The sequence below is a fragment of the Pseudomonas sp. GL-B-19 genome (assembly GCF_019956415.1).
Lineage (GTDB): Bacteria > Pseudomonadota > Gammaproteobacteria > Pseudomonadales > Pseudomonadaceae > Aquipseudomonas.
Genome location: NZ_JAHBDK010000052.1, coordinates 1 through 13,882 on the forward strand (window position 1 = coordinate 1; position 13,882 = coordinate 13,882).

Annotated in this window: 5 protein-coding genes; all 5 read left to right on the plus strand. The window is 54.9% G+C overall.

The features are described 5' to 3' along the window. Nucleotides 1-995: hypothetical protein (locus KGB06_RS20245; protein ID WP_223518923.1), on the plus strand; the 995-nt coding region annotated here is incomplete at its 5' end. Nucleotides 996-1,028: 33 nt separating this feature from the next. Next, nucleotides 1,029-4,805: a neuraminidase-like domain-containing protein gene (locus KGB06_RS20250; RefSeq protein ID WP_223518925.1), complete on the plus strand. Its 3,777-nt coding sequence runs from the start codon at nucleotides 1,029-1,031 to the stop codon at nucleotides 4,803-4,805. Between the two features lie 183 nt (nucleotides 4,806-4,988). After that, a complete protein-coding gene (locus KGB06_RS20255) occupies nucleotides 4,989-9,455 on the plus strand; it encodes a SpvB/TcaC N-terminal domain-containing protein (protein ID WP_223518972.1) in 4,467 nt (1,488 codons plus the stop codon). Next, on the plus strand, nucleotides 9,452-12,346 hold the full coding sequence (locus KGB06_RS20260) for an RHS repeat-associated core domain-containing protein (protein WP_223518927.1): 2,895 nt from the start codon (nucleotides 9,452-9,454) through the stop codon (nucleotides 12,344-12,346). Before KGB06_RS20255 ends, KGB06_RS20260 begins: the two co-directional genes overlap by 4 nt. Before the next feature lie 181 nt (nucleotides 12,347-12,527). Further along, nucleotides 12,528-13,871, plus strand: coding sequence for an RHS repeat domain-containing protein (locus tag KGB06_RS20265; RefSeq protein WP_223518929.1), 1,344 nt, complete (start codon nucleotides 12,528-12,530; stop codon nucleotides 13,869-13,871). Nucleotides 13,872-13,882: the final 11 nt, after the last annotated feature.

Genomic DNA, 13,882 nt, shown 5'->3' on the forward strand with positions numbered 1-13,882 from the left:
TCAATCCCGGTAAAAATACCGCCGGACGAGTGGCCGGCGAGGCCACACTGGACACGCTCGAGATTATTCGGCAAACCGAAACGGTGCTTGCCTGGATGGTCGACAACCAGTTGGATATTCGCACCGCTCTGAGCATGACGACAGACGTCTACAGTCCCATCTTCACGCCAGAGTTGCATAATTTCACGCACAACCTCTACACGTCGCTTATCGGCGATAGTGTCGCGTCTAGCCATCAGACCAACGAACCGATTTCTCCAGAGCTTGCGAAAAGGCTGCACCAAGCCATTGCACCGGTATTTAAAAGCAAACCTAATGTGATGGGTAAATTGCTGCAATGGCAGGACTTTTTCTTTCGCACAGCGGATGGCACTGCGGCCTATGGCCTCGGTGATTTCTGGGCCGATGTGATTCGGGTACACGGTACTGAACCGGAAGAGAGTGATTCGCAAGCCTCAGCCAACATCGCTCGTTACAGCCAGGGCATGGCGCAATACGCCCTTATCAGCCAATGGGCCGATTTGACCGAGCAAGACCTGTACCTGATTGTCGACTGTCCCAGCTGGTTTATGCCGGACGCCGGAGTAGAGCCGTCCATGCCATTGCTTTTGCGCATCGCACGGCTCAAACAATGGTTGTCGCGAATCGTTGTTCCGGCCTCCGAAGCGTTCGGCTATTTCGAGATGGCTAATCAACAGGGCCAGGTACCTGTCCAGGCACTTGCCGCGCTGGCAACGATCCATGGATGGGACTCGAAAAAAACTGTCCTGATGAACAGCTATCTGATTAGTAAAAATATTTATCAGGGTTTTCCAAAATACCTTGATGACGTTTTTCATCTGGAAACCTGGATGCAAGCCAGTGCGCATTTAAACGTCGGCAGCAACTGCATTGCCCAGCTTTTTGAGATGTCCAGGCCGCAATCAGTCCATCCGGGATTGTCGAATCTGATTCGTGGTGTCGCCGAGCAATTAAGCGCAGCGATCAAGAACTAATCCGTTGTCACTATTCAGTATCTGGAGCACATCATGAATAACCACACCGCCATCAATGCCATCCAGACCGCGCGACGCGATGCGCTGGTTGACTATTACACTACTTATTGCATCCCTAAAACAGCATTGGGAGATGGGACACCCTTGAGCTTGCGCGTTAAAAATGCCGAGGATCTTTACGAGTATTTGTTACTCGACACCCGGATTGGCCCAGAAGTCCTGACTTCTCGGGTTGCCGAAACCATTTCCAGCTTGCAGCTATACATCAACCGCTGTCTGGGAGGGATTGACCCGGATGTAAACGACACTGTCGGCTCGAGCATGGTTAAGGAGTCCATGCCTGGCGGTTTTCTTTATGACTGGCCGGATTACAATCAGGTGTATTCGACTTGGGCGGGCAAGGAGCGTTTGCAGTATTATCCTTCGACGTATCTTGATCCCGGGTTGCGTTACGGTAAAACTGAACTGTTCAAGACGCTTGAAGATACTATCAATCAGGGACGTATTTCCGATAGCCGTGTGCAAGCAGGCTTCCAGCAGTATCTGTTGGGTTTTGAAACCCTTGCCAATCTAGAAACCATCAGCGGTTACCAAGCAGGAACAGATGCCCGGGTTGAAAGTAGAGACACCGTATATTTTATTGGTCGTAGTCAGAATGTACCGCACAGTTATTACTGGCGCAGTTGCAATATGGCGGTACGTAACGACGAAGGTGCGCTTACTGGAGGAGCCTGGTCGCAATGGCTAAAGATCAATGCTCCGACCGAGGAGGCATTGGATAGCATGATAAGGCCATGCTGGTTTAATAATCGACTATATATTTGCTGGATCAGCCAAATGGCAAAGGGCGGCCCAGATGGCAATGGCGGAAAACTTGAACACGATTACTTCAATAATATTTGGTATTTGCAGGGTGATGGTACGTGGGTGTCCTATCGGAAAAATATCCTTGCTATCAAACCTTCTAAGTTTGCACTTATTAATAGCATTCCAGACAAAAAGTTGACATTTTTAGATGAGGTTTATATTCCTGAGGGTAAGGATTTCTTATTCTCAGATACGTTGGCTCATAGAAAAGCCAAGGTAGGAGATTCCTTTGAATATTCTATGCTTAACGCACGGGCTACTATTGAAGATTGGGTGGGCGATACCATCTATTTGCGTTTCAATATTACTGCAACCGCCGTCATCAATTTTTTTGATGAGAACGACAGAGAGGTTGGTGGTGTTTTTATTGATGTCGATGATAGGGCTCTCCATGGCTTTCAATTACCGAGTAAAGTTAAATATGTAGAGTTATGGTTGGTGAAAGGGGAAGCCTCTGAGCTAAATAGAATGTATGTCTACAAAAACGTGAGTTTATTATTTTTTGAAAAACTGTTTCATTTGGGTGATGGCGCTCTTAAGTGCGCTCAGGGTAGCTCGGCGGAAATAGTTGTCACCCAATTAGAGACCAACTCAGCGTTGAATTTTGTTTCTGCGCTGCAGCGCGATGGCGTGGACGGTCTTTTAAATTACAGTAGCCAGACCCAGAATGTTGAATTGAATAACACGGCTTCGATTGATTTCAATGGGTCCTACGGGCTGTATTTTTGGGAGATTTTCTTCCACAGCTGCTTCCTGATTGCCGATCGATACTTGACCGAACAAAACTACGCAAGTGCCAAACTATGGCACCAATATATTTTTTCGCCAACGGGCTACCGCAACAGCCGCGGTGAGTTGGACAAACCGGGCGGCGAGACACGTTACTGGAACGTTGTACCGCTGCAAACCGACCAGACCTGGAATGCGTCAATCCCGGAGACGGTCGACCCAGACGTCATCGCCATGAATGACCCCATGCATTACAAGATGGCGATCTTCCTCAGCAGTGTGAACGCGCTGATCGAACATGGCGACGATTGCTATCGGATGCAGCAACGTGACTACATAGGCCAGGCGAAAATGTACTACATACAAGCCTCGCAAATGCTGGGGCCGCGGCCGGAGATTCATTACACCAACAGTTGGCCTGATCCCTCAGTCGCAGACGAAGCATCCCATATCCTCGCACGGCAACTCTCCAATATTGACGATCAGGCGCCAAACGACGGGTTTGTGGCTTTTGAGCAATATCTCAGCAGCAAAAACGGCAGCTTTTTACCCCCTTACAACGCCGACCTGTTGCTGTACTGGGACAAATTGGAGGTGCGCCTCTACAACCTGCGCAACAACCTGACCCTCGATGGCCAGCCGTTGGTTCTGCCGCTGTTTGCCACGCCGGTTTCACCCACGGCCTTGCAGCTTCAGCACGGCGCGGGCAACGGCGCAGCGGGTGGTTCCGTGCCCGCCAATCAGCAGGTCAGTGAATTTCGCTTCCCGGTATTGATGGACAAGGCCCGCACGGCGGTGAGCAGCGTCATTCAGTTCGGTAGCGCACTGCAAACGGCATTGCTGCAACGTGACAACGAGTACATGACCCTGTTGGTACAGACCCAGCAGCAACAGATTTCGACACTGACTCAGGAGCTTCAGGTCGATAACATCGCCTCGCTGACCTCCGGGGTGACCGCCGCAACAGAAGCGCTGAACAGTGCAAAGACTCGCCTGGCGCATTACACCGGCCTTTACAACAACTGGATTTCCAGCGGTGAGCAGAGTGCCATGGATCTGCGTGTGGCAGCCGGGGCGTTGAACGCCGGCTCGCTGATCAGCAACGTGGTGGGTGCTGCGGTTGAATTGGCACCTAACACCTTCGGGCTGGCTGTGGGTGGATCGCGATGGGGCGGTGCGGCACGTGCGGTGGCCTTTGGGTTGCAAGCAACGGCGACGATCCTGGAAACCTCTGCCCAGCGCCTGGATATCAGTGAGCAATACCGACGTCGACGCGCGGACTGGCAGATTCAGAAGCAAGGTGCGGAGTTCGAAGTCAAACAGCTGACGGCACAAATTCAGTCGCAGAATCAGCAACTGGCGATGGCGCAAAAGCAAAAAGCGCTGTACGCACAGGAGCTGAGCAATATGCGTGCGCAGTACGCCCTGCAGACCACGCGCTTCACCGGGCTGGAGTTGTTTAACTGGATGGCCGGTCGACTTTCTTCGCTTTACTACCAGCTGTATGACAGCGCGCTGGCGCTGTGCCTGACGACGAAAGCTGCGCTGGGACGCGAAATAGGTGATTCCAACGCCGGCAGTCTGTTCACCACGCCAATGTGGAACGATCTGTACCAGGGGTTGCTGGCCGGGGAAAGCTTGCAACTGGAGCTGCAAAAAATGGAGAACATCTACCTGCGCCTGGACAAACGTGGGCTGGAGATTCAGAAAACCATTTCGCTCAATACTCAAATCACTCGAGCCGACAGCAGTAAAAGCTTTTCCGTGTTCCTCAAAGGGGCGCTTTCGGGCAACCCGGTTGTTGCGGCTGGCGGCGTAGCAATCAAGACGGTGAACGGCGACAAGCTGGTCATTGAGCTGGACATCGCTGAGCTTGATCTGAATGACGCCTATGGCAGTACGGGTAAGGTCGGGCGCTTCAAAAATATCAGCGTTTCGTTACCGGCGTTGATTGGGCCTTATCAGGATGTAGAGGCCACCTTGAGCAGGGGCGACGGCAACTATGTTGCGCTGTCCCGCGGGCTCGATGATTCGGGCTTGTTTATGGTCGACTTCAACGATCCGAAATACTTGCCGTTTGAAGGCGATTCAACCACCACCGGGACGCTCGTTCTGACGTTCTTTAATGCCGGCACAGGTCAGCAGCAGCGTGAGCTGGTGGAAAGCCTGGTCGATGTCATTTTCCATCTCCGCTACACCCTCAAAGGGTACTGACAGTGGCCGCGTGCCAGGGGCTCAGCCCTTGGCCGCGTTGGAGAACACCCGCGCAACTTTTGAGGATGAATTATGAATACCAGTCAGAACACTCCCGTTGAAGTGAATCAACCCTCGCTGCCCAAAGGTGGTGGGGCAATCCAGGGCATGGGGGAGGCCCTGGGCAGCGTCGGTTTGACGGGTATGTCCAGCCGAACGCTGGCATTGCCTGTGTCCGCCGGACGAGGTCATGCCCCTGCATTGTCGTTGAACTACAGCAGCGGTTCCGGTAATGGCGCTTTCGCCATGGGGTGGGGGCTTTCTGAAATGACGATCCGCCGACGCACCAGTCGCGGCGCGCCCTTGTATCAGGAAGACGATACGTATTTGGCGCCGGATGGCGAGGTTTTGGTTCCAGAAACCGGCTCCGATCACAACGTGATCACCACCCAGCGCGACAGCTATGGTGGGCTGGACCTCGACCACACCTATACGGTCACGCGTTACTTTCCATGTATCGAAGGTTCATTCAGCAGGATCGAACGCTGGAGCCCGGCAACTACCGAGGGTGATTTCTGGTTGTTGCACACGGCAGATGGTCAACTGCATTGTCTGGGCAAGTCCGCCGAGGCGCGGATTACCGATCCTGCACAACCGGGCCATATCGGTGTCTGGCTGCTTGAAGAGTCAGTGACCTTGACCGGGGAGCACATTCGCTATCGCTACAAGCAGGAAGACACTGCTAATTGCATCCTGAGTGGCCAGGAAGCTTCTCGGTCACACACCGCCAATCGCTATTTGCAATATGTCGAGTACGGTAACGTCACGGAATATCAGCCACTCTATGCCTGGCGTAAATTCACGCAGACAGAGACTCCGGCATGGCTGTTTACGTTGGTATTTGACTATGGTGAGCGGACACTGGACCCGCTGATAGCGCCGCCGTTGTTGTCCTCTGACAGTTGGCCGTGCCGCGCAGATTCATTCTCCGACTACTCGTTCGGTTTTGAAGTGCGCACACACCGGCTGTGTCAGCAAGTGTTGATGTTTCACCATTTTTCCCAGGAGCTCGAACAGTCGGACAAACTGGTCTCGCGTCTGCTGCTGGAGTACCAACAGTCGCCGCAACTGACTCAGTTGATCGGCGCACAAGTGTTGGCCTATGAGCGTGACGGAACCGTTCAATCCCGACCACCAGTGGATTGGTCTTACAGCTCATTTACACCGGACTTTAACTCGTCCGGCTATTCGGCATTGCCATCGTTCCCAAGCCTCAATGATGGTCAGCAGTATCAATTAGTTGACTTGTTGGGCGAAGGCCTCTCCGGAGTTCTCTATCAGGAAGGTAACGACTGGCGCTACCGGGCGCCGATTCGCGGTACGCAAGGCCCTGATGCGGTCAGCTACGCGCCTTGGCAATCATTGCCGCAACTGCCTTCTCTGTTGCCTGAGGGAAGTGAGCGAAAGGCACTTGTCGACCTCATGGGCACAGGTCGACTCAACTGGCTGATTGCACAACCAGGGTTGGCGGGTTATTTCACGTTGAACCCCGATCAGCGTTGGAGCCATTTCGTACCCTCTCCGGCATTCCCCACAGAGTTCTTGCATCCATCAGCGCAGATGGCCGATCTGATGGGTACTGGCCTGCCCGATCTGGCCTTGATTGGCCCCAAAAGTGTTCGGCTGTACGCCAACCAACGGGAGCAGGGCTACGGCACAGGGCAAGATGTTGCTCATGACGGCGATGATCGTTTGCCGATGCAGTCGGGTGATCAAGCATCGATTGTTGCGTTCAGTGATGTGCTGGGCTCAGGTCAGCAGCATCTGGTCCAGATCCGCTATAACCAGCTCACCTGCTGGCCAAATCTGGGGAGAGGGGCTTTCGGCGAACCGTTGGTACTGGCACAGCTGCCGTTTGACGAACATACGTTCAATCCTTCCAGGGTTTTTCTGGCTGATCTGGACGGTTCCGGGGCGGCTGATCTGATTTATGCCGAGTCTGAGCGGTTTCTGATCTTCCTTAATCAGTCCGGCAACGGTTTCAGCCGTGTGCCACTGATTTTGCCGATGCCTGTGGGTGTGCGGTTTGACCAACTGGACCAGGTCAACTTTGCCGATCTCAGTGGTACCGGAACGACCTCGCTGGTACTGACTGTCACCCATACCAAACCCCAGCACTGGCACTACAACTTTGCAGCGACCAAGCCCTATTTGTTGCTGTCATCCAACAACAATATGGGCACCCATACGAGCTATACCTATCGCAGTTCTGCACAAGAATGGCTCGACGAAAAGCAGGCATCGCCCGAGAGTGTCTGTGAGCTGCCATTCGCTGTACCCGTGGTGTCGACACAGAGCATGCTGGATGAGATCAGCGGTAATTGCCTCACGCAGCAATACCTCTATCGACACGGTGTCTATGATGGTGTTGAACGGGAATTTCGTGGTTTTGGCTTTGTCCAGCACCTGGACACTGAGCAGCATGCCCAAGCGACCGCGAGTGATCTACCGACGGCTGCGCCGACGCTGACCAAGGTCTGGTACAACACCGGGCGGGAAGGTGAGGGGTTGTCCGGTGCGCTTCCTTATGAAGACGCTTTGGTATTTGGCCTGGGGGCGCCGCGCTTGACCCGGTTAAATCCTGTGACCGGCAATGATGATCTGCTGACATCGATTGACAGTTCTACTCGCTATCAGCTGTACCGTGCCTTGAAAGGCAGCATGCAACGGACAGAGATTTACGGTGAGGACGCCAGTCCCCAGCAGGGCGTTCCGTACAGTGTCCAGACAACTCGGATGCAGGTTCGCTTGCTTCAGAATGCCGTTTCTCCAGAGGCATACAGTGTCGTCCTGCCGATGGCTCTGGAGCAGCTAAGCGTCGGTTACGAGCGCATTGCCGGTGACCCTGTCGTTCAGCAGCAGGTGACTTTGCGGACCGATGAGTTTGGTGCTCCGCTCTGGACCGTTGGTGTCAATTACCCTCGTCAGCCCAAACCGCTTACAAGCCCTTACCCGGCTACAGTCCCGAATGCCATGTGGGCGAGCACTTACGACGAAAGCCAGGCACCGCTGCGCCTGACCGAGAGTCGCAGCAGTGTCTACAACCTGACACACCCGGATGCATGGCGACTGGGGCTGCCTTATCAGCAACGGCAAAATGTGTTGATGCACGCGACAGGGTACAGCGGCTACCCCTTGACCCGCAGTGGTTTAAGTTACGAAGCGCTGATCGCATCGGATAGCCTGACCGGCACGACACAACCGCGCACCTTTGCGGGACAAACAGTCACTTATTATTTCAATGCTTCAGGTACAGATGTTCTCCTCGCGGGCACACCACCCCCTGCGCTGGCATTGGTCCATCATCAGGAAACGGCGGAACTCGATGACGAGTCGCTCAAGGCGTATGACGGCGTTTCGACCCTTGATCTGGAGGTTGCCTTACCCGCCGCGGGCTATTTGAAGCGCAGCAAGGTGTTAAGTGAGCCGACAGACGTAAACCCGGACATTTGGGTGATTCCCGGCGGTTACAGCACCTATGTCGAAAATGGCAACTGGTTGCCGTTCTACCGGCCAAGAGCGATGCGAAGTACGCCCATCGTGGCGCCTCAAACATTCACCTACGATGTGCACAGTTGCGTTGTCACGTCTGTCACTGACGGTGCAGGCAATCGGGTTCAGGCGTTTTACGATTACCGTTTTCTCAGCCCGAATTGCATCATCGATGCAAACGAAAACACCCAGGAAGTGCTGTTCGATGCCTTGGGGCAGGTGATTGCAAGTTCCGGTTATGGCACTCAGCTGAATGAGGCGGGGGAGTCAGTGGCCATCGGATTTTCTCCGCTGGCTGCATTTGATTCCAGCCACTCTGCCTTGGCCAGTATCGATGCCGCGCTGGCAACGCCCTCTGCGGCTGTTCAGCAAGCGGCGCAAGTCTATCTGTATGACTTTTATAGTTGGATGGGGCACCTTTCCAGCGACGAGCTTGCTGCGCTTTCTTCGCCCGGTCAGGGGGCTGAACTCCAACGTGTACTGCAGCACAATTACCTTCTGACGTTTAACGGTCGGCTGCGCTCACGCGCTGTTGCATGGGCCCGTTCAGGCTTGCCGATCGAGGGTGTCGGCGAGTCGTTGCGCGGCGCGATTGCCAGTGTGAAGCGTCATCCGGTGCAAGCTGCGACGCTCCTGGCAGATCAATATCCAGGCGCGACCCCCGCTGCGCAGATCAGGATATCACTGTCACTTTTCGACGGGTTTGGGCGCACCCTGCAGGCCAAACAAAAATGCCCGCCCGGGCTTGCGTATGTCGTCAACGCTGACGGAACACTGGAGATCGAGGCTGGCAAACCTGTTGAGCGTGATACGGGATCGGCGCCGCGCTGGGCCGTGTCCGGGCGCACCGAGTACGACAATAAAGGCCAGGCGGTTCGAACGTATCAGCCTTATTTCATTGACGTGCCGATCTATGTCAATGATGACAGCGCCCGAGAGTGGGGGTATGCCGATACCCATTACTACGACCCCGTTGGTCGTGAATATCAGGTCACTACCGCGCTGGGTTACTTGCGACGGACGAGTTTTTACCCGTGGTTCACCATCGCCGAAGATGAGAACGACACACTGCAAGAGGTCATGGATAACACTCCTTCCTTGCAGAGGGCATTGTCATGAGTACCACGTCCAACCTGACCACTGCGCAACTGTGCAGTGGCACTCCCACGGTGTCGATTGTCGACAACCGTGGTTTGTCAGTCCGTACTTTGCAGTACAACCGTAGTGCTGTCGGCGAGGCGGCTAATGAGTTGATTGCCCAGCAACACTACAGCATCAGTGGGCAGCTATTGAGCAGTATTGATCCCCGGTTGTTTGCTGCGCAGCAGGTCGATCCAGCGGTGTTGCCGAACTTTCGCTACCACAACTCGCTGTCCGGCCAAGTGCTGCTGAATCAGAGCCAGGATGCCGGTCAGCAGGTCGCGCTGTATGACATCGAAACCGGGCCGGTTTGGCAGGGCAACAGTCGCGGACACCTTAAGCGGTTTGAGTATGATCCGCTGCATCGTTTGAGCAGCGTGTTTGAGCAAGACGGTACGGAACGTGAGCGGGTCAGCGAGCGTTATGTCTATGGTGAAAACCAGGCCAATGCCGTGCAGTCCAACAGTCGCGGGCAACTGGTTCGTCACTACGACACGGCCGGGCTCAACGAAGTCGCCCGTTACTCCATCAGCGGCCAGTCCCTGCAGATGGTCCGTCAACTGCTGCGTGATGACTCGGCGCACAGCGATTGGCAGGGCGCTGAAAACCAGTGGCCCGTGGTGCTGGAGCCCGAGCGACATCAAAGTCGCATCGGCTACAACGCACTGGGCGAAGTGCTGAACAGTGTCGATGCCAAGGGCAATCAGCAACGTCAACAGCTTGATATTGCCGGGCAGTTGGCAAGCAGTGGCCTGACCCCGGTGGGGCAGACCGTGGAACGGCCGATCCTGGCTTCGATCACCTACAGCGCCGGCGGCCAGGTGTTGCGTGAAGCGGCAAGCAACGGGGTGATCACCGACTACCGCTACGAGCCACAAACCCTGCGCTTGAGCCGATTGATCAGCACGCGCCCGCCGCAGGTCGGGCGCAGTTCGCTGTTGCAGGACCTGAGCTACGTCTACGATCCGGTCGGCAACATCCTGTCGATCAGCGATGCGGCGATTGACAGCCGTTACCACAACAACCAGCGGATCGAGCCGGCCAACGACTATCAGTACGATGCGCTGTATCAACTGCTCACGGCCAGCGGGCGGGAGAATGCCGGTGCAAGCCGACAAGGCCCAGCGTTGCCGGAACCGAGCAGTGCCGACCCGAATCAGTTCAGCAATTACACCCGGCAATACCGCTATGACCACGGCGGTAACCTGACCCAGGTGCGGCATGTCGGCAACCGCAATTACACCCTGGACATGCTGGTTTCCAACACGTCCAATCGTGCGGCGCAGCAGACGGAGTTCCTGACGCAGGATGATGTCGAGGGGCAGTTCGATGCCGCCGGCAACCTCAAACAGCTGGTGGTTGGCCAACCGATGACGTGGGACGGGCGCAATCAACTGCAGTCGGTTACCCAGGTGCTGCGTAGCGATAGCGATGACGACGAAGAACACTACCAATATGACGGCGGTGGCGCCCGGGTACGCAAAACCACGGTGAGTCATACCAGTGGTACGACCCGTCGTGCGCAGGTGATCTATTTGCCGGGGCTGGAACTGCGCCGAACCCAGAGAACACAAGACGCCACCACTCTCACTGAGGAAGAGTTGCACGTGGTTAGCATGGGTAGCGCCGGCCGTCAGCAAGTGCGGCTCTTGCACTGGGTAACGGGCAAACCCGACGATATTCCCAATGACCAACTGCGCGCCAGCCTGGACAACCAGATTGATTCGAGTTTGCTTGAACTGGATCAGAACGCAAATGTGCTGACCCAGGAGGAGTATTACCCTTTTGGTGGCACCGCCGTATGGTCGGGGAAAAACGCCAGTGAGACCAAGTACAAGTTTGTGCGCTACTCGGGTAAGGAGCGTGATGCGACGGGGTTGTATTACTACGGCATCCGCTACTATGCACCCTGGCTGCAGCGCTGGATTAACCCGGACCCGGCAGGTACCGAGGATGGATTGAATTTGTATCGGATGGTCAGAAATAATCCCGTCTCACACTATGACCCCAATGGCGCGGGCACAAAGAATGGAGTGATCTATGTGCCGTTTAGCGGGGTGGATGGAATCAGGTCTGCTGCTGGAAGGAATATCAGTCGAAACAAGAGGGGTAAATCTGTTTTTGATCTAATCGCCAAAAACGATGTGGATAAAAATACCCTGGATATGGATAGACGGTTCAGGATAGCGGGACATAATAAAACCATAACTGAAATAAATGCGATCGTTCAAGGGTTCGGAGGTAATCAGGCGGCCCAACAACATATGGGGAATGCTAAGTATAATGATCAAGTAGATCATCTTAATAACGTGACGGAAGAGTTAGCCCAGTTGGGGCAGCTGAACATTAAAAGTAACCAGTCGGGGCAGGAACTTGCTAATCTTGATCCGGCTAACAATAAAATTTACATTTTTGGTCATGGTACGGCAGGAGATAATAAACTGGACTCGGCAACGGCCAAACCGATAATTACAATCAGCGCTTCTGAGCTGGCAAAACAGTTTGCCGATGGAGGACTATCCAAAGACTTTGTCGATTTCCGACTGCTTTCTTGCAATGGCGGGGATATAGAAGACCCTGTTTCATTCGCTGCTAAGGACCTGAATGATGCCGCAGCGCCGACCGGAGTGTTTGTCAGTTTGAGGAAGTTTTTCGGAGTACCCAAACAATCATTTGCTCAATCATTTGCCAATGCATTGGCCAATGAGGGGTTCACAAAGGCGGAGGTGACTGGTTATCAGGGGGAAGGTCGTATCTATAGCATGACGGATCACCAGGTGCGGTCAATTGGTGAGGGTGCGACGCAGTTACGCTCTAGACAAAGCGCGGTCAAGAAAGTATTCCGCGGTACCAAGGGAGGGAGGGTTTAAGAAGCGCCTGAAGTCACTGCTTAGACCTTGTATCTTTAGGGGTGACCTGAAGTAGCCATGTATTTGTGGCTAACTCCAGGGGCCTGAACTCCAAAGTGAGCTACAGCACAATTACCTTTTGACGTTTAACGGTCGGCTGCGTTCGCGCGCTTGACGACCCTTCCTGGCTGAGGGCATTTTCATGAGTAGCACTTCCAATCTAACCACTGCGCAACTGTGCAGTGGCACTCCCACGGTATCGGTTGTCGACAATCGTGGTTTGTCAGTCCGTACGCTGCAGTACAACCGTAATGCTGTCGGCGAGGCGGCTAATGAGTTGATTGCCCAACAACGCTACAGCATCAGTGGGCAACTATTGAGCAGTATTGATCCTCGGTTATTTGCTGCGCAGCAGGTCGATCCAGCGGTGTTGCCGAACTTTCGCTACCACAACTCGCTGTCCGGCCAAGTGCTGCTGAGTCAGAGCCAGGATGCCGGTCAGCAGGTCACGCTGTATGACATCGAAACCGGGCCGGTTTGGCAGGGCAACAGTCGCGGACACCTCAAGCGGTTTGAGTATGACCCGCAGCATCGTTTGAGCAGTGTGTTTGAGCAAGACGGTACGGAGCGTGAGCGGGTCAGCGAGCGTTATGTCTATGGTGAAAACCAGGCCAATGCCGTGCAGTCCAACAGTCGCGGGCAACTGGTTCGTCACTACGACACGGCCGGGCTCAACGAAGTCGCCCATTACTCCATCGGCGGCCAGTCTCTGCAGATGGTCCGTCAACTGTTGCGGGATGACTCGGCGAACAGCGATTGGCAGGGCGCTGAAACCCTGTGGCCTGTAGTACTGGAGCCCGAGCGACATCAAAGTCGCATCGGCTACAACGCACTGGGCGAAGTGCTGAACAGTGTCGATGCCAAGGGTAATCAGCAACGTCAGCAGCTTGATATTGCCGGGCAGTTGGCAAGCAGTGGCCTGACCCTGGTGGGGCAGACCGTGGAACGCCCGATCCTGACTTCGATCACCTACAGCGCCGGCGGCCAGGTGTTGCGTGAAGCGGCGAGCAACGGGGTGGTCACCGACTACCGCTACGAGCCGCAAACCCTGCGCTTGAGCCGGTTGATCAGCACGCGCCCGCCGCAGGTCGGGCGCAGTTCGCTGTTGCAGGACCTGAGCTACGTCTACGATCCGGTGGGCAACATCCTGTCGATCAGCGATGCGGCGATTGACAGCCGTTACCACAACAACCAGCAGATCGAGCCGGCCAACGACTATCAGTACGATGCGTTGTATCAACTGCTCACGGCCAGCGGACGGGAGAATGTCGGGGCAAGCCGACAAGGCCCCGGGTTGCCGGCAGCGAGCAGTGCCGACTCGAACCAGTACAGCAATTACACCCGGCGATACCGCTATGACCACGGCGGTAACCTGACCCAGGTGCGGCATGTCGGCAACCGCAATTACACCCTCGACATGCTGGTTTCCAACACGTCCAATCGTGCGGCGCAGCAGACGGAGTTCCTGACGCAGGATGATGTCTAGGGGCAGTTCGA